The following is a 21,678-nucleotide window of genomic DNA, read 5'->3' on the forward strand; positions in this document are numbered from 1 at the left end:
CCCCCCAATCCGCGGCTGGCGCGAGGGCCCGAGCCGCCGCTTGCGCCGGCCCACTCCGCCCCGCTGCCGGCTCATGCAAGCGGCGGCGTCCGCCAGGGCCCGCGTCACGAGCGCCCTAGGCCCTCCCCGGTCTCTTCCATCCGGAGAACGCGACCGCCCTGGCCTTCGAGCGTCACCGAGCTGTCACCCACGCCGCCGCCGAAAGTGTGCTAGCCATGGGGCATGAGCGGCCTCGTGCTCCTCGTGGACGACGAGCAGGATCTCCTCGAGAGCCTCGACTACGCGCTGAAGAAGGAGGGCTTCCAGACCCGTCTGGCGCGCACCGGACGCGAGGCGCTGGAGCGCGCCCTGGAGAAGCCTCCGCCCGAGCTCGTGGTGCTCGACCTGATGCTCCCCGACCTCCCCGGTACCGAGGTCTGCCGTCAGCTACGCCAGCAGGCGACGACGCGCGACGTGCCGATCGTCATGCTCACGGCGCGGGGCGAAGAGATCGACCGCGTGGTGGGCTTCGAGGTCGGGGCCGACGACTACGTCGTCAAGCCCTTCAGCGTGCGCGAGCTCGTGCTGCGCCTCCGGGCCATCCTGCGACGCGCCCACTCCGGAGAGGAGCCCGTCGCCCCGCAGAGCTTCGGCCGCCTGCGCGTCGACCCGTCGGGGCATCGCGTCTGGGTCGACGACGAAGAGGTCACGCTGACGGCGCTCGAGTTCCGCCTCCTGTTGACCCTCTTCAGCCGCCGCGGCCGCGTGCAGTCGCGCGACCAGCTCCTCGCCGAGGCCTGGGGCATCACCGCCGACGTCACCACCCGCACCGTCGACACCCACGTGAAGCGGCTGCGTCAGAAGCTCGGCGCCGCCGCCGATTACGTCGAGACCCTGCGCGGCGTCGGCTATCGCTTCCGCGCGCGCCTCGACGAGGAGTAGCGCGTGCCCCTCGGCGTGCGCGGCAAGCTCTTTGGCCTCGCGCTGCTCCTCATCGCGGTGGCGGGCCTGGCCGCCGGCCTCTACCTCGAACACGCGCTCCGTCCCTGGCTCGAGACGCGCACCGAGGCCGAGCTGACGCGGCTCACCGCGGCGGCACGCCTTACCGTGGAGACGCTGCCGGCCCCGGCGACGACCGCTACCCTGCAGCCGGTGGCCGAGCGGCTGGCCCGCGCCGTGAAGGCTCGCGTCACGGTCATCGACCGGACGGGCCGCGTCCTCGCGGACTCGGGGCTCTCACCGCGCGCCCTCTCCGAGGTGGAGAGTCACCGCGACCGTCCGGAGGTGCTCGACGCGACGCGGACCGGACGAGGCCTCGCGCGCCGCTACAGCCACACGCTGCACACCGAGCTCCTCTACGAGGCGCAGGCCTTCTCCCGCCCCGATGCGCGCGGTGTCGTGCGACTGGCCATGCCGCACTCCGAGGTGGAAGAGCTCGCGACCCGCCTGAGACGCTTCTTGCTCGCGGCCGGGCTGCTGGCCCTGCTCGCCGCGGCGCTGATGAGCGCGGTCTCCTCGCACCTCTTTTCGCGCACGCTGCGAACCCTGGTGGAGAGCGCTCGCGCCCTGGCCTCGGGCTCCGCGCGCCGCGTGACCTTCTCCTCCACCGACGAGCTCGGCCGCCTCGCGGGCTCCTTCAACCGCCTCGCCGAGGAGCTCGAGCGCGCCCTGACCAGCCTCGCCGGGGAGCGGGACCGGGCCGAGACGATCCTCGACGCGATGGAGGAGGGGGTCCTCGTGCTGGACGCGGCGGGCCGCCTGCTCCTGGCGAACCCCGCAGCGCGCCGCCTCCTCGCCCTTCCGCCCTCGGCGGTGGGGCTCCTGCTCGCCGAGGTGGTCCGCGCCCCCGCCCTCCACGCCCTCCTCGAGGCCGAGCCGCGCGTGGCGCGCCGGCGCGCCGAGCTCGAGCTCCTCGTACCGTCGGGCCCTCCCGCCCGCCGCGTGCTGGCCCAGGTCACGCCGCTCCGGGCCACCTCGGGAACCCTCGTAGTCCTCCACGACGTGACCGAGATCCGGCGCCTCGAGGCCGTACGTCGCGACTTCGTGGCCAACGTCTCCCACGAGCTCCGCACCCCCGTCAGCGTGATCCGCGCCAACGCCGAGCTCCTCCTCGACGGTGCGCTCGAGCAACCCGATGGGGGCCGCCGTCTGGCCGAGGCGCTGGGCCGCAACGCCGAGCGGCTCTCGCGCCTCGTCGCCGACCTGCTCGACCTCGCCCGGCTCGAAGCCCGCGAGCACCCCCTGGAGCTCGCCCGGCTGGCCCTCGCCCCCGCGGCGCGCAAGGCGATCGACACGGTCGAGACCTTGGCCGCCGACAAGCAGCTCACGCTCGCAGTGGAGATCGCCGACGGAGTCGAGGTCCTGGCCGACGCCTCGGCCCTCGACCAGGTGTTGCTCAACCTGGTGGACAACGCGGTGAAGTACACCTCGAACGGCGGCCGGATCGTTCTCCGCGCCCGGACCGACGAGACGCGCGACGCCGAGGTACGGCTCGAGATCGTGGACGACGGGCCCGGCATCGAGGCGCAGCACCGCGAGCGCGTCTTCGAGCGCTTCTACCGGGTGGACGCGGGTCGCTCCCGCGAGCTCGGCGGCACGGGGCTCGGGCTCGCCATCGTGAAACATCTGGTCGAGGCGCAGGGAGGCCGCGTCGGCGTGGAGCCCGTCGCGCCGCACGGGTGCTGCTTCTGGGTGGTGCTGCGGCGGCCCGAGGAGACCGCACCGCGCTGATCTTGTCGCGCGGACGTCACCCGGCCGTCACCGTCGCGGGCTACACCAGACCGCGGAGGGAAAGGCCATGAACCCGACCGCGAACCGCCTTCGTCTTCGACCCCGTCGCGCCGTCGCGCTGCTCGCCGCCGGATCCGTGCTCGGCCTCGCTCTCGCCGGCTGCAGCAAGCGAGGCGGGTCCGGCGCGGCAGCCGAGCTCGTCGAGGTCGACGGCTCCAGCACCGTCTTTCCGATCACCGAGGCGGTGGCCGAGGAGTTTCAGCGGCGCGAGCGCGTGCGCGTTACGGCCCGCTCCTCGGGGACCGGCGGCGGATTCAAGCGCTTCTGTCGCGGCGAGGTCCCGATCGTGGGCGCCTCGCGGCCGATCAAGCCGACCGAGCTCGCCGCGTGCACGAAGGGGGGCGTGCGGTTCATCGAGCTCCCCGTGGCCTACGACGGCATCGCCATCGTGGTCCACCCGGAGAACGGCTGGGCCCGCGACCTGACGGTGCGCGAGCTGAAGACCATCTGGGCTCCCGAGGCGCAAGAGAAGGTCACGCGCTGGAGCCAGGTGCGAAAGGGCTGGCCCGACGAGGAGCTCCACCTCTTCGGGCCCGGGGTCGATTCGGGCACCTACGACTACTTCACGCAGGCCGTGGTCGGCCGGGAGCACGCGAGCCGCGGGGACTTCACCTCGAGCGAGGACGACAACGTCCTCGTGCAGGGCGTGTCCCGCGACCGCCTGGCGCTCGGCTACTTCGGCCTCGGCTACTACCAGGCCAACCGGCAGCGACTCAGGGCCGTCCCCGTCGACGACGGCAGGGCGGAGAACGGCCAGGGCCCGGTCCTCCCCTCGGCCGCCAGCGTGGCCGACGGTACCTACCAGCCCCTCGCCCGGCCGATCTTCCTCTACGTGGCGCAGTCCGCGCTCGAGCGCCCGGCCGTCGCCTCCTTCGCCACCTATTATCTGGAGCACGCCCCGCGGCTGAGCGCGGCCGTGGGCTACACGCCGCTCACCGCCCGCGCGATCGGCCTCGCCCGCGAGCGCCTCGCCCGACGCACTCCGGACTCGGCCTTCGGCGGCCACGGTTCGCGAGTGGGGGTCACCGTCGAGCAGGTCCTGAGCCAGCGGTAGGGGTGCCGGCGTGAACGCCCCCGACGTGGCACGGATGGCCGCGAACCCAGGCGAGCCCTCGGTGACCCCGAGCGAGCCCTCGCTGACGTCGAGCCCGCTCGCCCCCTCGCTCGCCCGCGTCCGGCGCCCCGGCGAGTGGTTCGTGGAGCGCGGGCTCTTCCTTTCGAGCGCCGTGTCGATCCTCGTGACCCTCGGCATCGTGGCCGTGCTCGCTACGGAGAGCGTCGCGTTCTTCCGCGAGGTGCCCCTCTCCCGCTTCTTCGGGGATAGCGCCTGGACGCCGCTCTTCGCCAACCCACGCTTCGGCATCTGGCCGCTCGTCGCCGGGACGCTCCTCACCTCCGCCATCGCCCTCGGCGTCGCGGTGCCCCTCGGTCTCCTCGCCGCGATCTATCTCTCCGAGCTCGCCACTCCCGGGGTGCGACGCGTGGTGAAGCCGGCCCTCGAGCTCCTCGCCGGCGTTCCCACGCTCGTCTTCGGCTACTTCGCGCTGGTGGTCGTCACGCCGCTCCTGCAGCGCGCGATCCCCGGGCTCGCCGGGTTCAACGCGCTCGGGCCGGGCTTCGTGATGGGGCTGATGATCGTGCCCTACGTCTCCTCCCTCGCCGAGGACGCGCTGCGCGCCGTGCCGACCCGCCTGCGCGAAAACGCCTACGCGCTCGGGGCCGCGCGCGCGACCACCATCCGCCGGGTCGTCCTCCCCGCCGCGGGCTCGGGGATCACCGCGGCCGTTCTGCTCGCCGTGGCCCGCGCGGTGGGCGAGACGATGATCGTGACCATCGCCGCGGGTCAGCAGCCCCGCCTCACCCTCGACCCCCGCGTCCCCATCGAGACCATGACCGCCTACATCGTGCAGATCAGCCTCGGCGACACGCCGGCGGACACCCTCGAGTACCGCACGATCTTCGCCGTCGGGGCCGCGCTCTTCCTCCTGACCTTCGCCCTGAACGCGGTCACCCAGCGCTTCACCCGCCGCCTGCGGAGGGCCGCATGAGCCGCCCCGCGAGCCCCCGCCTCGGCGAGCGCGTCCTCTCCGCCGTCTGCCTCGGCGCCGTGCTGCTGCCGCTCCTGGCCCTCGGCGTCCTGCTCCTCTACGTGCTCCTCGATGCCCTGCCACGCCTCACCGCCACCTTCGTCTCGGGCTACCCGTCCCGCGTCGCCGAACAGGCCGGCATCCTCCCCGGGCTCGTCGGAAGCCTCTACCTCTTGCTCCTCTGCGCCGCCTTCGCCCTGCCGCTCGGAGTGGGCGCCGCCGTCTACCTCGAGGAGTACGACGCGGAGAGCCGCCTCTCGCGCCTCGTCGAGCTCAACCTGGGTGCGCTGGCCGGCGTTCCGTCCGTGATCTACGGCCTGCTCGGCCTGGCCGTCTTCGTGCGCGCCGTGGGGCTCGGCAGAAGCCTGGTCGCAGGGGCCGCGACCCTGGCCCTGCTCGTGCTGCCGATCGTGATCATCTCCGCCCGCGAGGCGCTGCGCGCGGTGCCGCGGTCCCTGCGCGAGGCCAGCCTCTCCCTCGGCGCGACGCGCTGGCAGACCACCTGGCGCGTGACGCTGCCGACCGCCCTGCCGAGCATCCTCACGGGGGCCGTCCTCGCGCTCTCGCGCGCCATGGGCGAGACCGCGCCGCTGGTCGTGGTGGGCGCCCTGACCTACGTGACCTTCCTGCCCGACGGCCTCGACGCCCCCTTCACCGCGCTGCCGATCCAGATCTTCAGCTGGGTCTCGCGCCCGCAGCCCGAGTTTCTGCACAACGCGGCGGCCGGCATCGTGGCGCTGCTCGCCCTCCTCGTGCTGCTGAACCTCGCCGCCCTCTGGCTGCGCGCGCGCCTGGAGCGCCGGGCCGCATGATGCAAGGCCTCTCACCCTTCCCCCGAGGAGCTCGCATGGCTTCCGCCCCCCTCGCGTCGTCGCCCACGGTCGCCCCGCGCGGCGACGGGGCCAAGCTCGTGACCCACCGGCTCTGCGCCTTCTACGGCGAGCAAGCTGTGTTGAAGGAGGTCTCGCTGGCGATCCCCGCCCGGCGCGTGACGGCCGTGATCGGCCCCTCGGGCTGCGGCAAGTCCACCTTCATTCGCTGCTTCAACCGCATGCACGAGCTATCGCCGCGAGCGCGCAGCACGGGGCGCATCGAGCTCGACGGCGAGGACATCTTCGCCCCCTCCGTCGACCCCGCGCTCCTGCGGCGCCGCGTGGGGATGGTCTTTCAGCGGCCGAGCCCCTTTCCGAGCATGAACGTGCGCGAGAACGTGCTCGCTGGCCTCCGGCTCACCGGGCGCCTCGACCGACGCCGCGCCGACGAGCTGGTCGAGCGCGCGCTCCTCCGGGCCGCCCTCTGGGACGAGGTGAAGGACCGGCTCGCCGCCCCGGGCGAGAGCCTCTCGGGGGGACAGCAGCAGCGCCTCTGCATCGCGCGGGCTCTCGCCGTCGAGCCGGACGTCCTGCTCATGGACGAGCCCTGCTCGGCGCTCGACCCCAGCGCCACGGCGCGCATCGAGGACCTCGTGCACGCGCTGAAGGCGCGCTACACGGTGGTCATCGTGACGCACAACATGCAGCAGGCGGCCCGCGTCTCGGACCGCGTGGCCTTCTTGCTGATGGGCGAGCTCGTCGAGGAGGGGGAGACGGCGCAGGTCTTCACCGCCCCGCGGGACAGCCGCACCGAGGACTACATCACCGGACGCTTCGGATAGGGGTTCGCATGGCCCGCACGCACACCGACCGGGAATTCGAGGAGGAGCTGCGCGAGCTCCGCGAACGGCTGCTGCTGATGGCCGGCCGGGTCGAGGAGATGATCGCCCACGCGATACGCGCGCTCCTCGAGCGGGACGCGGACCTTGCGCGCGCGACGATCGCGCTCGACCGGCTGGTGAACCGCGCCGAGCGGGAGATCGACGACCGCTGCCTGCGCCTGCTCGCGCGACGTCAGCCCCTCGGCTCCGACCTGCGCTTCGTCGCGCTGTCGCTGAAGATGGTCACCGACCTGGAGCGGATCGGCGATTTGGCGGTGAACGTCTGCGAGCGCGCGGCGAGCCTCGCGCAGCAGGCCCCCGTGAGAGTGAGCGACGGCATTCCGCGGCTCGCGACGCTCGTGCAGGGGATGGTGCGCGAGGCGATGGACTCCTTCGTCGCCGGGGACGCGACCCGCGCCGAGGAGGTCATCCACCGCGACGACGAGGCGGACGAGCTCTACCACCAGATCTTCCGCGAGCAGATCGGCGAGATGCGGCAGGCCCCGGCGAGCCTCGAGCAGTGGATCCAGGTGCAGTCGGTCTCCAAGCTCCTCGAGCGGATGGCCGACCACGCCACGAACCTGGCCGAGGAGGTGATCTTCATGGTGCGCGGCGAGGACATCCGCCACCAGGGGAAGCTCCCCGCGTAGCGCGGCTGCGGGCTACGCGACGGGCGCCCCACCGAGGAGCTCGGCCAGGGTGCGCAGCCGCGCGGTGAAGCCAAGCTGCTCGCGCGCGGCGGTCACGTCGGCCTTCAGGATCGCCGGAAACCCGACCTGCGGAGGCTGCCAGCCGAGGTCCAGGCTCTGCCCCGTATGCGCACGCACCGCCGCGACCACCTCGTCGATCGAATACGACACGCCAGTGGCGATGTTGTAGTGGCCGAAGGCCTTCCCCTCCGCCACCGCATGCGAGGCGCGCAGGAAGGCCTCCGCCACATCGGTGGCGTGGACGTAGTCGCGCAGCACCGTGCCGTCGGGGGTCGCGTAGCCGCGCACCAGCACCCCGGCGCGGTGATACTCCTCGGGACGGATGGCCCGCCGCTCGGCGCTCACCGCGAGGAGCAGCGGGAAGATCAGCCCGAGGCTCTGCTCCACCTCGGGGAGCCCGGCGTCCTGCGCCGTCCCCATCACGTTGAAGAGCCGGAGCGAGATCGCCGCGAGCCGCCCGCGGTCCACCAGGTCGTCGAGGATCTGCTCGGTGAGGAGCTTGCTCGCGCCGTACGGATTGACCGGCCGCAGAGGCGAGCTCTCCCGCAGCACCACGTCCCCCGGGTCACCGTAGACCGCCGCGCTCGAGGCGAAGACCAGCTCGCGCACCCCCGCCGCCTCCATCGCCGCGAGGAGCGAGAGGGTCCCGGTCAGGTTCTGGTGGTAGTAGCGCATCGGCGCGCGCAGAGATTCTCCAACCTCGGTCAGCGCCGCGAGGTGCAGGACCTGCCCGATGCTCTGTTCCCGCAGCAAGGCCTCGAGCGCGGGCCCCGCCGTGACGAGGTCCATCCCGACCGGCGTCTCGCCGTCGAGGCGCACGCGGCTCAGCTTCCCGGGCCGGTCGAGGCTCACCACCGTGTGCCCCGCGGCGAGGAAGCGGGCCACCACGTGCCGCCCGATGTAGCCCTGCCCCCCCGTCACCAGCACCCGTCGTCTGCCCTGCGCATCCGTCATGTCGTCGCCTCCTCGATAGCGCGTCTGCCGGCCGATCCCTCGCATCTTCCCACGATGTACGCGAGAGGGTTGACAGGTAGGACTACAGCCGATATGAACTATTACTCAGAGCAAACACTCAGAGCAAGCATTCTGATCGCTGACTCGGATCCAAGAGGCGGTAACAAATTGGTTATTGAAGGGAATGGCAACGTTTCCGGAACGGGCCGGCCCACCCGCAAGGCGCGGCTGAAGGCCAAGCACCCGGAGCGGTACGCGGAGATCGTCCGCGTCGCCACGCGCCTCTTTTCCACCGACGGCTACGGCTCGGCCAACGTGAACCGCGTCGCCGCCGAGGTGGGCGTCGGCGTCGGCACGCTCTACAGCCACTTCGACGACAAGGACGACCTCTTTCTGGCCTGCGTCGAGGAAGCCGCGGCCACCGACCTCCGCGTGAAAGAGGAGCGCATCGACAAGCACGCCCCCGCGCTCGAGATGGTGCGCGCCATCATGCGCGTGGACCGCGAGCTGCATCAGCTCGACCCCGACGGCCAGCAGCTCCTCAAGTCGGTCTTCTACGGCATCAACTCGCACCTCGAGGTGGCGAAGGCCGCGCAGGCCATGTACCTCGGCAGCATCCAGCTCGTGACCCAGGCGCTGACCAAGGGGATCGAGGAGGGGGTCTTCGACCTGCGCGGGGACGTGGTGGTCGCCGCGCTCCTACTCACCGGGCTCATGGAGACCTTCCACGTGCTCGGCGGGCTCCTCGGCGAGACGAACACCAACGGCCGACCGCACCCGGCGGACCGCGCGCTCACCTTGCTCTGCGAGGGGATCCTCGCCCGGCCGGCCGCCACGAACAAGGAGACACCCTGATGAACCGCTTTCGCGAGAAGAGCTTCTGGCTCGAGGGGGACGCGTACGAGCCGGGTCCGTCGGTCGCGGGCTCGCGGCGCGTGGACGTCGCGATCGTGGGCGGCGGCTTCACGGGAACCTCGTCGGCCTACTTCCTCAAGCGCGCGCGCCCCGACTGGAAGGTGGCCGTGCTCGAGGCCGATGCGATCGGCTACGGCGCGAGCGGCCGCAACGGCGGCTTCGTGATGCCCCTCATCGGCTGGAACATGCCGGACGTCTACAAGCGGCTCGGCCACGAGCGCACCCAGCGCGCCTACCGCTTCATGTACCAGGCGGTGGACCACGTCGAGCAGATGGTCCGCGAGCACCAGATGGCCTGCGACCACGAGCGCACCGGCTACCTCATGCTCGCGATGAACGAGGCGCGCCTGCCGCACCTCGAGGAGGAGGCGAAGCTCGCCGCCAAGCTGGGCTACGACTACGACTTCCTCGACCGGCAGGGCGTCGCCGAGCACATCCGCTCCGACGCCTTCCTCGGCGGCTTCTTCGACCCGCGCTGCGCGATCATGAATCCGGCGCTCTACGTGCGCGAGATGCGGCGGGTCATCACCGGCCTCGGGGTCGAGGTCTTCGAAAACACCCCGGTCCAGCGCATCGAGGAGGGGCGGAGCATCACGCTGCACACGGCCGGCGGCGCGGTGGTCGCCGACCGCGTGGTACTCGCTACCAACGCCTACAGCGGGCAGCTCGGCTACTTCAAGAACCGCGTGATGCCGGTCTACACGTACATCGTCCTGACCGAGCCGCTCACCGACGCGCAGCTGCGCGAGATCGGCTGGCAGCGCCGCACGAGCCTCGAGACCGCGAGGAACCTGATCCACTACTTCCGGCTCACGGCGGACAACCGCATCGCCTTCGGCGGCGAGGACGTGGACTACCACTTCGGCGGCCAGATCCCCGACGTGGAGGGCTCCCCCGAGATCTTCGCGCGGCTCCGCGCGCGCGTGAGCGCCTTCTTCCCGTCGCTCGCGAACGTGCGCTTCACGCACGCCTGGGGGGGACCCATCGCCTTCACCCTGGACTTCTTCCCCACCGTCGGCGTGATGGGCGCGCACCGGAACCTCTTCTACGGCCTCGGCTACTGCGGCCACGGGGTGTCGATCGCGAACTACGTCGGCGCGGTGATCGCCGACCTCGCACTCGAGAAGCAGACCGAGCTCACCGAGCTCTTCTTCATCAATCGCAAGCCGTTCCCCATGCCGCCCGAACCCGCGCGCTGGCCGATGGCCCAGGGCTACCGCCGCGCGCTCCAGGCTCAGGACTGGTGGCACGCCCGCAGCGCACCCGCGTCGGGCCGATCCCTTTCGCGGCCGAAGACCGGCTTGAAGGAGGCGTGATGTACACCGAGCTGCTCCCCTACGAGAAGCTGACCCAGTCCGCGCTCCTCGCGCTCCCGCGCGAGCAGGCGGCCGTCTTCTGGACCGTGAGCCCCATCGAGGTGCACGGACCGCACCTGCCGCTCGGGACCGACATCCGGGTAGGGGACGAGGTCATGCGCCGCACCGCCAAGCTGTGGCTCGCCAAGTACCCGAACCGCCCGGCGCTCATGCTGCCCGCCCTCTGCCTCGGGGCGGATACGCTGCGCTTGCCCGGCTCTCTTCAGGTGAGCGGCGAGCTGATCGTGGACGCCATCGTCCAGGTCGGCACCGCGCTCCACGGCATCGGCTTCCGGACGCTCGTCATCGGGAGCAACCACGGCGGCCCGCGCCACCTCATCGCGCTCGAGAAGGCGCGGCGCATCCTGACCAAGGAAAAGGGGATGGTGGTGGTGAACCCGTTCGGGGCCTTCATGAACGCCATGACCGTGCGGGACCCGGAGGTCCTCGGCTTCGCCGGCATGGACCCCGCCTCGCCTCTCGGCGGCAACGACGACGTCCACGCCGGCACCTTCGAGACGAGCCTCGCGCTCGCGCTCTTCGCCGAGGACGTGGACCCCTCGTACCGGAAGCTCCCCAAGGTGGTCGTCCCCCGCACCGGCCGCGTGGCGGGCCTGATGCGCGCCGCCGCCCAGCGACTTCGCCGTCGCCAGAAACACGGCGGGCACAGCAGGACGGCGCTCGGCCTCGAGAACGCGGCGGGGCTCCTCGAGTGGCTGGCCATGAAGCCCACGCCGGGCTACGTGGGCGAGCCGCCCCTGGCCGACGCGACCGTCGGGGACCGTGCCCTCACCGGCATGGCCACGCACGCGCTCGACCTGCTCGAGCACACGCTCGCCGGCGACGCCCCCGAGAAGGCCAGCGAGCCCTTCCTCTGGGACGCGCGGATCATCGCGCGGCTGCCGCTCTGAGGTGAGCGACCTCGGCGCCCACGCTCCCGGTCTGGCCGCGGAGCGCCTCGCAGTGCCCCCCGTGGCGAGCGCCCTGCCGCGCGCCGCGCAGGCCTCCTACGCCGTGGGGAGCATGAGCTACACCATCGTCGAGCGCCTGCTCACGATGTGGCTCGCCTTCTACTATCTCGACGAGGCCAGCCCGGGGCACGTGGCCCTCTCGGCGAGCGCCTTCTTCGGCATCCTCTGGGTCGGACGCGCCCTCGACGCCGTCTGCGACGTGGTGATCGCCGGCAGCTCCGACCGTTCGAACGCGCGCCTCGGTCGCCGCCGCGCCTACATGGCGTGGGGCGGCCTGCCGATGTGCCTCCTCGCCGCGGCGATCTTCTTCCCCGTGCGCGGCGCGGGGGCCTTTGGCGCCGGCCTCTACCTGGCCGTCACGCTCAGCGTCTTCTGGGTCTTCTTCACCGTCTACACCGTCCCCTACCTCGCCCTCCTCTCCGAGCTCGCCACGACGCACCAGACGCGCGTGAACCTCGCGACCTTCAAGGCCACCGCCTCGCTCCTCGGCGCCGCGCTGGTCTTCGTGCTCTCGCCGCAGCTCATCGCCCCGCTCGGCTTCCAGGGGATGGTCGTGGTGCTCTCGGCCTTCGCCGTCGTCACCGCCTACGTGACCGTCGTCGGCGTGAACGAGCGGCGCTACGCCGTCTCCGAGCCCTCGGCCGTGCGGCTCCTGGCCTCCATCCGCCAGACCTTCGCCGACCGCGCCTTCGTGCGCTACCTGCTCGCGTTCCTCCTCTTCTGGCTCGGCTTCAACGTGGTCACCACCGGCATCCCCTTCTACGTGAAGAACCTGCTCGGCCTGCCGGAGGCGGCGGCGGGGGGTCTGATGGGCGTGGCCTTCGGCGGGGCCTTCCTGGCCTTTCCGCTGGTCAACCGCGTGGCCCTCCACCTCGGGCTGAAGCGCGCCTTCTGGGCCTGCATGATCCTCTTCGCCGCCGTGCTGCCGCTCATCTACTTCTGGGAGAGCGCCCCGCTCGGCCTCTCCCCGAAGACCGTGGCCTACGCCGTGATGGCCCTGGCGGGCCTGCCGCTCGCCGGCCTCTTCGTCCTCCCCGACGCCATCGTCGCGCGCCTCGCGCACCGCACCACCTGCGCCGAGGGTTCCGGCCGCGAGGGGATGTACTTCGGCGTGCAGGGCTTCTGCCTCAAGCTCACCTTCGGACTCTCGGGCTCGCTGATGGGCCTGCTCTTCGACCTGTTCGGCAAAGGGGGCTCGGCCGGCAACCTGGGCCTCAAGCTCACCGCCCCGGCGGGGGGCCTGCTCGTGGCCCTCGGGGCGGTCGTGTTCGCTCGCTTCCCCTCTGACGCGCTGAAGGACAACGCACGATGAAACGGTCGCTCTACTTGCTCCCGCTGCTCCTCGCGGCGCTCCCCCAGCCCGTGCGGGCCGACGACGCGGCCACGCTGCCGAAGGGCGTGGGTCGCGTGCGCATCAAACCCATCTACAGCTTCTTCAGCCGGCGCTGGAACCAGGACGGGGCCTCCGAGCGGCTGACCCACGACTTCGACCGCCGCGACCTGAACGCCGAGGTCTTCCCCGACCTGAACAAATTAGAACGTCTGTACGATTACAAGGCGGGCTCGCTGACGCTCGGCACGAGCAACGTCCAGAGCAACGTGCAGGTCGTGGTGCTCCCCATCGCCGCCGAGTTCGGCATCCTGGATCGCCTGACGGTCGGTGTGATCGTCCCCATCGTCCACCTGCGCCACACGCTCACCTCGCTGAGCGTGGACCCCGAGCCCCGCTGCACCCCCGACCGCTGTGGCATGGGGAAGAACCCCGGCGACACGAAGGTCAGCCGCGACGACTCCAAGTACCTGCCCCTCGACCACGACAAGGACGCGTCGACCAAGCTCCTCGCGCCCCTCAACACCGAGGACGTGCAGCACCTCCTCGGCGACGAGCTCTCGTACCAGCGCATGGAGAGCTGGAGCGGCACGGGCCTCGGGGACATCGAGCTCGGCTTCAAGGTGCGGGTCTTCTCCTGGCGCTTCTACACCACCGCGCTGCAGGCCGGCGTGCGGCTCCCCACGGGGCGCACCGACGACCCGAACAACCTCCTCGACCTCGGCTTCGGCGACGGACAGACCGACCTCGGCTTCTACTGGCAGAACGACTTCACCCCGTGGCGCGGGCTCCGGCTGAACGTCACGATGAAGTACACCGCGCAGCTCCCCGACCGAGAGCTCAAGCGCGTGCCAACCGCCGTGAACGTCCCCCTGGCCAAGAAGGAGAACATGGAGGAGGTCTGGCGCGACCTCGGCGACATCTTCGAGCTGGACCTCCTCGCCGCCTACGCCGTCCTGCCGGTCCTCAAGCCCTTCGTGCGCTACAACTTCGTCGCCAAGGGAGAGGACGACGTGCGCGGGGACAAGGGGCTGGCCTACCAGTCGCTCATGGACGAGACCGCCGTGCGCAACCACCGCATCGAGGCCGGGGTGACCTTCACCACCATCCCCTGGGTCGCGGCCAAGAAGTTCTCCATCCCCCTCGACGCCACGCTCTCCTACGAGCGCTCCCTCGCCGGCAAAAACAACGCCGCCATCTCCAACGTCCTGGCGCTCGAGATCGCCGGCTACTTCAAGGTGTTCTAGCCATGCACGCACGACGAGCCGTCTGGCCGCTCCTCCTGGCCGTACTTCCCGCGTTCACCTGCTACCAGGGCAAGGTGGACGTCGAGCTCCCCGTCTGGGACCAGGACATCAACGAGCACGAATCCGACGTCGCCGACCGGGCGATCAAGATCCTTCTCGGGATGCCGAACATCCAGATGGTCTACTGCCGCCGCGCGGATCAGTACGAGGTGCACGGCAAGGCGGGGAAGCTCTTCTACAAGCGCAACCGCGGCCCCGAGGGCTACAGCTACGAGGTCACCCTGCGCGAGGGCAGAGACCCGCTCGCGAACCAGGACCCGAAGGCGCACCCGGAGCTGAAGGGGGAGCTCGCGCTCGGCGACAACCCGAAGGGGACCGACTACACCGCGCAAGACAAGGGCTACACGGGCCCCACCGACCCGCGCATCTCGTTTCCCGACGGGGACAAGGTGGCCTGGCCGCTGGCCTACGAGCGCATCGCCGCGCTCTTCGACGGCAAGGACACCGGCGACCTGGTGATCGAGTTCACCCCCTGGGGCTGGGCCCCGCTCGGGGTCTACGACGGGCTCCCCAAGCCCGGGGCCCACGGACACCTGCACGAGATCGCCTCGCGCGCGCCGATCATCTTCGCCGGGAAGGGGGCGCAGAAGAAGAAGGTGGTGGACGCCTTCATCCGCAGCGTGGATATCGCCCCCACGGTGGCCAAGGCCATGGGCATCCAGAAGACCTTCGGCGTGGACGAGAAGGGCCACTATAGCCAGGAGGTCTACCTGAAGTGGCAGGACGGCCACGTGCTCGACGAGGCGCTCTCGGGCGAGACCCCCACCTACGTGCTCATGATCATGAACGACGCGCTCATGCACAGCGAGCTGATGAACCAGCTCCAGGGAGACGCCCCGCTCCCCACCTACCGCTGGATGGTGGAGAACGGCACGCTCTACAAGTACGGCGCGATCGTCAACTTCCCGAGCAACACCTATCCGAGCCACAACGCCATCGGCACGGGCGCCTACTCCGGACACCACGGCCTGGTGGACAACTGGTTCTACGACCGGCGCGCCAAGAAGCGCTACAACCCGATCCTCGAGGTCTTCGACACCGACCGCTTCATAGTCGACGAGGTGGAGACCCTCTACCAGGCCGTGCACCGGAGCTTCCCCACCTGGCACCCGGAGAAGAGCCCGCTCGGCAACTTCGTGGCCTCCTTCAGCTCCCCCATCACCAAGGGTGCCGACCTCGCGCTCTTCGAGGGGGTGCAGCCCATCGACTGGGACAAGTGCCCCGAGCCCGACGGCCTGCCCTTCCCCCCCACCGACGAGACGATCTCGACGCGCGCGCAGGCGGCCGACAACCTCGGCATCATGACTCTGGTCAAGGCCTACGTCGGCACCTACGAGCGCGACGGAAAGAAGCTCCGCTGCTCGCAGGTGCCGCGGCTCGGGATCATCAACCTGGGTCTCACCGACGACGAGATGCACCGCAGCGGGCCGCATTCGGACGGCGCGCGGCGCGCCATGGCGCAGACCGACGTGCGCATGGGCATCATCTTCGACACGCTGAAGAAGGCGGGAATCTTCGACAAGACCATGATCGTTCTCACCTCGGACCACGGGCAGGCGCTGCAGGACGTGCAGCGCAACCAGGAGATCGCCCCCGTGCTGGAGAAGGCCGGCATCCGCTTCCAGGCGAAGGACGTGGCGCTCCTCTACCTCCTCGTGAATCGCGTGCTGCTCTCCACGAAGGACTTCGTGGCGGGCCAGCAGACCACGGTCGACGTCACGGTCCAGGACGACGACACCGAGGAGCCGGTCCCCGGCGCGACCGTGACCTTCGTCTCGGGCAACGCCAGGGTCACCGCCAAGACCGACGCGCAGGGCAAGGCCCAGCTCACCTTCACCCCCGGCGCCGCCAAGACGCAGGTCACCGTCACCGACGGAAAACACACGGACTTCGATCGCAGCTATCCATAGAACGACGGCCCTGAGGGGGCGGAGCCCCCGACGAGTGAGGAGGAGAACGACGATGCGGTATCAGCTCTTCGGAATCGGACTCGGCACGCTGCTCGCGGTGGGCTGCAGCAGCAACACCACCACCCCGCCCGCGACGGACGGCGGCGGCGCCACGGACAGCGGAGGGGCGGGCCTCGTGATCACCATCTCGGCCCCCACCGCCGACGCGAAGGACGTCTCCGTCTCGGCGCCCGTGCTGAAGGCCACCTTCAACCGCGCGGTGACCGACCCGGACAAGCTGACCGTCGTGCTCGAGAAAGACGGAAAGCTCTACTACGGGCTGAAGAAGTACTCGGCCACGAACCACGAGCTCATCTTTACCCCCTTCACCACGCTGCAGAGCCGCAGCACCTACACCTTCAAGGTCGCCGCCGAGGGGATCGAGGCCAAGGTGAGCTTCACCACCGAGAAGGCCAACGAGGGCGCGCTCCCCGCGGCCGCCGGCAAGAGCTACGACTTCCGCATCAAGACCATCACCTACCCCTCCGAGCTCGCGGGCGTCTTCAACAGCCAGCTCAAGACCGCGCCCCCGGTGCTGATGCACGTCGTTTCGCTCAAGGAGACGACCGTCAAGGACGGCAACACCTTCGGCTCGATCCTCATCGCGGGGAGCACAGGCAAGGTCGGCGAGCCGCTTGGGCAGGCCAAGGTGCTCGTCGAGGACGCGACGCATACCAGCACGACGGCCATGGCCATTCAGGGGACCACCGAGGGAACCTGGCTCGGCGCGGGCCCCTCGGACCTGCACCTCACCGCCTCGGGCGTGCCGCTCGTGATCCGCGAGTTCTTCGTCAGCGGGCTCATCAGCACCGATGGGACGACGCTCTCGAACCTCCGGCTGGTGGGACTCATCGACCCCGAGGAGCTCGGGAAGGCCGTGAACGTGGACCTGGGCTTCATCTGCGCCGACGCCCGCTTCTCCAAGTTCTGCGACGCCCAGAAGCGCATCCGCGTGGCCGCCGAGGTGGAGAGCGCGCCCAACCCCATCGCGTTCACGACCTTCATCACCAAGCCGGTCAACGCCGCCAACGACGTGGAGCCGAACGCCGTAGTGCAGGTCCACTTCAGCGAGCCGGTCAACGCCGGCGAGACCAAGGTCGGTCTCAAGGACGCGGCCGGCAAGGAGGTGCCCGGCAAGACCGCCGTGGAGGGCAAGTCCGGCACCTTCACCCCGGACGCGCCGCTCGCCGCGAAGACCAAGTACACCGTCGAGGCGACCGGGGTCTCGGTGGACGGCAAGAAGGACGTTCGCCACCTGACCTTCACCACCAAGTAACGCGCGGGACGCGGGAGGGACGACCATGAGCCAGTGGGGCGCGAAGGCACTCGATCGGGGTTCTAAAGCAGACGTTCTAGAACGGGCGGGGCAGCACCTCTCCTCGGGGAAGCGGGAGTTCTACCGCTCGGTGGGGCTCGAGCTCGTGATGGGGGAGCGCCAGGGGGTCTACTTCAAGGACCTGGACGGGCGCGAGCTCTTCAACGCGCATTGCAACGGCGGGGTCTTCAACCTGGGTCACCGCCACCCCCGCATCGTGGCGGCGCTCGTCGAGGCGGCGCAGCACCTCGACCTGGGGAACCACCACCTCCTCAGCGCCACGCGCTCTCTCCTCGCCGAACGGCTCTGTCGCTCGGCCCCGGGGGACCTGGCCTTCGCGGTCTTCGCCTCGGGCGGGGGCGAGGCGGTGGACTTCGCCATCAAGCTGGCCCGGGCCCACACGCGACGGCCGGGGATCATCTCGGCCATCGGCGGCTATCACGGGCACACCGGGCTGGCCCTCGCCACGGGGGACGCGCAGTACAAGGACCCCTTCGAACCGCTCGCGCCGGGTTTCAGCCAGGTCCCGTTCGATGACCTGGCCGCGCTCGAGGCAGCCATCACCGACGAGACGGCGGCCGTGATCCTCGAGACCGTCCCGGCCACCCTCGGGATGCCCATCGCGCAGCCGGACTACTTTCGCGAGGTCCGGCGGCTCTGCGACGCCCGCGGCGCCCAGCTCATCATCGACGAGGTGCAGACGGGGCTCGGCCGCACCGGGCGCATGTGGGGGATCGACCACTACGGCGTGGTCCCGGACCTGCTGCTGACCGCCAAGGGACTCGGCGGCGGCATGTACCCCATCGCGGCCACGCTCTACCGGCCGCACCTCGACGCCTTCATGCGGCAGAACCCGTTCATTCACATCTCCACCGGGGGCGGAGCCGAGCTCGGCTGCGCCGTCGCGCTCGAGGTGCTCGAGGTCACCGAGGAGCCCGGCTTCCTCGAGACCGTCCGCGAGCGGGCGGTCCAGCTGCAGGAGGGGCTGACCCGGCTGCGCGAGGAGCACAGCCGCATCTTCGTCGAGGTCCGGCAGCTCGGGCTGATGGTCGGGCTCGCCATGTCGCACCCCTCCTTCGGACCCCTGCTCTGCCGCATCGCTCCCGAGGTGGGCCTTTTCTGCGTCTACGCCAACAACGATCAGCGGGTGCTCCAGTTTCTCATTCCGCTCATCTCCACCCCCTCCGAGGTGCAGGAGGCGCTCGGTCGCCTCGGCATGGCTCTCTCCCAGCTCGAGCGCCTCCAGGGAGGCCGTGCATGATCGACCTCGTGTACCTGACCGCGGTGGAGCGCGAGGTGGAGGCCGCGCTCGGCCGCGGAGAGACGCCGGCCGTCCCGATCATCGGGGCCGGCGAGGTGAGCGTGGTGCTCGGCCTCTCCGACCGCGGCGAGGACTTCGCGTGCAAGCGCATGCCCCGCTTCCCCGCCGGCGAGGCTGTCCCCCGCTACCGCGAGCTCTGCGGGCGCTACGCGGAGCTGCTCACCGAGCAACTCGGCCTCCACCTGCCCCGCCACGAGGTCCTCGACCTCGACGCCGCAAACGGGCAGCGCGCGGTCTACTACGTGCAGGAGCGCCTCCCCGCCGCGGCGCTGGCCCACAAGGTCCTGGCCCAGCTCCCGACGGACGAGGGGGTCCGGCTCCTGGAGCTCCTCTTCGGGCGCGTGGCGCGGCTTGCCGAGCACAACCGCGAGACGCCACACCTGATGCTGGGGCTCGACGCCCAGGTCTCGAACTGGGTCGTCCTCCCCTTCGACGGGGCGCGACCGAGCCTGCCCGAGAGCCCCGAGCTCTGGTACCTGGACACCAGCACCCCCTTTCTGCGGGTGGACGGAGCGGAGCAGCTCGACCTCGAGATCCTCCTGTCGTCCCTGCCGGCGCCGCTCGTGCCGGTGGTGCGGCTCTTCTTGATCGGGGACATCATCCAGGCCTACTACGAGCCCCGACGCATTCTAGTAGATGTGCTCGGAAACCTGATCAAGGAGCGCCTCGACGCGCTGCTCCCCGGGGGCGTGGCCGCGGCGAACCGGGTCCTGCAGGAGCGGTGCCCCTGGCTCGAGGCCCGGACGATCACCGAGGACGAGGTGCGGAAGTTCTACAAGGGCAACGCCCGCACCTGGGAGCTCCTGCAGCGGCTGCGACGCGCCGACCGCTTCGTGAAGCGCAAGCTGCTCCGCCGGCCGTATCCGTTTCTCCTGCCGGACCAGATCGAACGCTGAGCAGCAAGGCGTCTCGGCATAGCGCTGGCTCTTCCGTGAGGCTCCGATGGTCAAGATCCACGACGGTCGTCTGCTCACCACCCCCGAGGAGCTGGCTCCCGGGGTCCCCTGGCTCGTGACGGGAAACGAGTACGTCAGCCTCCCCACCCTGCGACCGACCGACGGGGCCGTGGAACGGCTCGGCGTGCTTCACTTCGCCGAGGCTTCGCTCCTCGAGGTCTGCGGGAGCAGCCCTGCGGCGAAGGAGCCGGGGAGCGAGGCGCTCTTCCTGCCGCGGCTCGTGCGCGGGGGGGTCCCCGAGCCTCTCGCGGGCAAGCTGACCTGGGAGCGGCTCGGGGACTTCGTCCCGCGCTTCCGATACGCCTCGAGCGACGGAGCGCTAGGCCTCGAGGGCACGGTCTTCGCCCCCCCCGGCGAGAAGGGCTTCGTCTACGCCTTGCGCGTCGAGCACCGGGGCGCGGCGGGGGTGGCGGCGGTGGAGCTCGAGCTGGGTCTCGACGGGAGCTGGGGCGACAGCCTGCAGACGGTCTTCACCAGCGGCCGCGTCCACGGCGTGCACCGCGCGAGCTACAACCGCTGGCTGGAAGGACCGGTCTTCGAGCTGCGCGCGGGCACCGCCCGGCTCGGCTGGGCCGTGATGGCCTCGGAGGCGCTCACCCGCTGCGACTGGGGGGCGGCAGCCGGCGAGGCGGCCGTCGAGTCACCCGCGTCGGCCGAGTCGGCGGCGTCGACCGATTCACGCGCGGCGACCGACTCGCCCCGCGAGCTCACCCTCCCGGTGGGGGAGCCGCTCCGCTTCGGCTACGCGTCCACGCTGCGCCTCGCGCCGGGAGAGGCCCGGACCCTCGCCTTCTACGTGGCCGTGAACCGCGAGGGGGACGGGGCCCGCACCACCGCGATCCACCTGGCACGGCGCGGATTCACAGACCTCCTCGACGAGACGCTGGCCTGGCACGCGGCCCGACGGGTGCTGCTCCCCCGGGCCCCCGAGGCCGACCGCGCGCGCCTCGAGCAGGTGGCGAACCTGAACCTGGCCTTCAATCGCCTCTTCGCCCTCGGTCGCACGATCGACACCGAGGAGCTCGTAGCCATCACCTCGCGCAGCCCGCGCTACTACGTGAGCGCCGCCTTCTGGTCGCGCGACAGCTTCCTCTGGAGCCTGCCCGCCGTGGCCCTGACCGATACGGCCGCGGCCCGCGAGCTGCTGCTCAACGCCTTCACGCGGCACCTCCGCAACGCCGGGGTGCACGCGCTCTACCTGGACGGAGCCGTGCTCTACCCGGGCTTCGAGCTGGACGAGCTCTGCGCCTTCGTCCTCGGGATCGATACCTACGTGCGCCACAGCGGTGAGCTCGCCTTTCTGGACGAGCCGCTCGTGCGTCAGACCCTCGGACGCGTCGAGACGGAGCTCTTCCGCCATCGCCACGGCACGCACTGGCTGTTCGACACCTTCCTCTACCCCTCCGACGATCCGGCAACCTACCCCTACCTGACCTACGACAACGCGCTCGTGGCCCGGACCTTCGAGCTCCTCGCCGACTGGGCCGAGCTCAAGCTCCTGCCCGCGGCCCGGCCGACGCACCCGCGCGCCGAGGGCCTCACCTACCGGCAGCTCGCCTCCGCCGTGCGCCAGGCGATCTTCGAGCACCTGGTCGTCCCGGGCCCCCTCGGCCCCATGTTCGCCTGGTCGACCGACCTCGGCGCCCCGCCCCGGCACAAGGTCTACGACGAGCCGCCCGGGAGTCTGCAGCTCCTCGCGCACTACGGCCTCTGCAGCCTCGAAAGCCCGGTGCTGCAGAACACCATCGCCTGGATCCACTCGCCCCATAACCCCTACGCGTACGAGGGACGCTTCGCCGAGGTGGGGTGCCCGCACTCCGAACATCCCTTCGTGATGGGGCTCTTCAACAGCCTCCTCTGCGGGCGGGCGGAGTCGACGCGAGAGACGCTCGCCCACGCGCCTCTGGACGGGGGGCTGGCCTGCGAAGCCTTCGACCGCGAGAGCGGCGAGGCCAAGACCGGGGCAGCGTTCGCCACCTGCGCGGGCTTTCTGGGCTACGCGATGTGGAAGGCCTGGGGCTGAGCCGCGGGGCCCGGTAGCCCGCC

Annotated in this window: 18 protein-coding genes; 17 read left to right on the forward strand and 1 reads right to left on the reverse strand. The window is 70.8% G+C overall.

Features of this window, described 5'->3' with window-relative positions:
• The first annotated feature begins 222 nt into the window (after positions 1–222).
• The 7 genes from IT371_26850 to phoU all read left to right on the forward strand — a co-directional run bounded on the left by IT371_26850 (position 223) and on the right by phoU (position 7,199).
• Positions 223–921 (forward strand): response regulator transcription factor, encoded by a 699-nt coding sequence (locus IT371_26850; protein ID MCC6751301.1) that lies wholly within the window; start codon positions 223–225, stop codon positions 919–921.
• Between the two features lie 3 nt (positions 922–924).
• Positions 925–2,709, forward strand: coding sequence for a HAMP domain-containing protein (locus IT371_26855; GenBank protein ID MCC6751302.1), 1,785 nt, complete (start codon positions 925–927; stop codon positions 2,707–2,709).
• A gap of 67 nt (positions 2,710–2,776) precedes the next feature.
• A complete protein-coding gene (locus tag IT371_26860) occupies positions 2,777–3,823 on the forward strand; it encodes a PstS family phosphate ABC transporter substrate-binding protein (protein MCC6751303.1) in 1,047 nt (348 codons plus the stop codon).
• A gap of 34 nt (positions 3,824–3,857) precedes the next feature.
• Entirely contained in the window at positions 3,858–4,817 is a 960-nt protein-coding gene (pstC, locus tag IT371_26865) for a phosphate ABC transporter permease subunit PstC (protein MCC6751304.1), read from the forward strand.
• Positions 4,814–5,668 carry a phosphate ABC transporter permease PstA gene (gene pstA, locus IT371_26870; GenBank protein ID MCC6751305.1) on the forward strand — a complete coding sequence of 285 codons (855 nt, stop codon included), beginning with the start codon at positions 4,814–4,816 and terminating at the stop codon, positions 5,666–5,668. Before pstC ends, pstA begins: the two co-directional genes overlap by 4 nt.
• Positions 5,668–6,510, forward strand: a complete 843-nt coding sequence (gene pstB, locus IT371_26875; protein MCC6751306.1) for a phosphate ABC transporter ATP-binding protein — start codon at positions 5,668–5,670, stop codon at positions 6,508–6,510. The genes pstA and pstB overlap by 1 nt, the downstream gene beginning before the upstream one ends.
• Before the next feature lie 8 nt (positions 6,511–6,518).
• Positions 6,519–7,199, forward strand: coding sequence for a phosphate signaling complex protein PhoU (gene phoU / locus IT371_26880; protein ID MCC6751307.1), 681 nt, complete (start codon positions 6,519–6,521; stop codon positions 7,197–7,199).
• Positions 7,200–7,211: 12 nt separating this feature from the next.
• On the opposite strand, the gene IT371_26885 is transcribed toward phoU, so the two are convergent.
• Entirely contained in the window at positions 7,212–8,213 is a 1,002-nt protein-coding gene (locus IT371_26885; protein MCC6751308.1) for an NAD-dependent epimerase/dehydratase family protein, read from the reverse strand.
• Positions 8,214–8,381: 168 nt separating this feature from the next.
• On the opposite strand from IT371_26885, the gene IT371_26890 reads away from it, so the two are divergent.
• Genes IT371_26890 through IT371_26935 form a run of 10 tightly spaced genes read left to right on the forward strand, consistent with a single transcriptional unit; the run spans position 8,382 to position 21,655 of the window.
• The gene (locus tag IT371_26890) at positions 8,382–9,068 is read left to right on the forward strand and encodes a TetR/AcrR family transcriptional regulator (protein ID MCC6751309.1); all 687 of its coding nucleotides are present in this window, start codon (positions 8,382–8,384) and stop codon (positions 9,066–9,068) included.
• Positions 9,068–10,444 (forward strand): FAD-dependent oxidoreductase, encoded by a 1,377-nt coding sequence (locus IT371_26895; protein MCC6751310.1) that lies wholly within the window; start codon positions 9,068–9,070, stop codon positions 10,442–10,444. Before IT371_26890 ends, IT371_26895 begins: the two co-directional genes overlap by 1 nt.
• A complete protein-coding gene (locus IT371_26900) occupies positions 10,444–11,394 on the forward strand; it encodes a creatininase family protein (GenBank protein MCC6751311.1) in 951 nt (316 codons plus the stop codon). The genes IT371_26895 and IT371_26900 overlap by 1 nt, the downstream gene beginning before the upstream one ends.
• 1 nt (position 11,395) lies before the next feature.
• Positions 11,396–12,766 (forward strand): MFS transporter, encoded by a 1,371-nt coding sequence (locus IT371_26905; protein MCC6751312.1) that lies wholly within the window; start codon positions 11,396–11,398, stop codon positions 12,764–12,766.
• Positions 12,763–14,031 carry a hypothetical protein gene (locus tag IT371_26910; GenBank protein MCC6751313.1) on the forward strand — a complete coding sequence of 423 codons (1,269 nt, stop codon included), beginning with the start codon at positions 12,763–12,765 and terminating at the stop codon, positions 14,029–14,031. The genes IT371_26905 and IT371_26910 overlap by 4 nt, the downstream gene beginning before the upstream one ends.
• A gap of 2 nt (positions 14,032–14,033) precedes the next feature.
• Positions 14,034–16,001 (forward strand): alkaline phosphatase family protein, encoded by a 1,968-nt coding sequence (locus tag IT371_26915; GenBank protein MCC6751314.1) that lies wholly within the window; start codon positions 14,034–14,036, stop codon positions 15,999–16,001.
• 52 nt (positions 16,002–16,053) lie between these two features.
• Entirely contained in the window at positions 16,054–17,316 is a 1,263-nt protein-coding gene (locus IT371_26920) for an Ig-like domain-containing protein (GenBank protein ID MCC6751315.1), read from the forward strand.
• A 25-nt stretch (positions 17,317–17,341) separates the two neighbouring features.
• Positions 17,342–18,616, forward strand: coding sequence for an aspartate aminotransferase family protein (locus tag IT371_26925; protein ID MCC6751316.1), 1,275 nt, complete (start codon positions 17,342–17,344; stop codon positions 18,614–18,616).
• Complete coding sequence (locus IT371_26930) at positions 18,613–19,572, forward strand: hypothetical protein (protein ID MCC6751317.1); 960 nt, start codon at positions 18,613–18,615, stop codon at positions 19,570–19,572. The genes IT371_26925 and IT371_26930 overlap by 4 nt, the downstream gene beginning before the upstream one ends.
• A 46-nt stretch (positions 19,573–19,618) precedes the next feature.
• Positions 19,619–21,655 carry a glycoside hydrolase family 125 protein gene (locus tag IT371_26935; GenBank protein ID MCC6751318.1) on the forward strand — a complete coding sequence of 679 codons (2,037 nt, stop codon included), beginning with the start codon at positions 19,619–19,621 and terminating at the stop codon, positions 21,653–21,655.
• Positions 21,656–21,678 lie beyond the last annotated feature (23 nt).

The organism is Deltaproteobacteria bacterium (assembly GCA_020848905.1).
Lineage (GTDB): Bacteria > Myxococcota_A > Polyangia.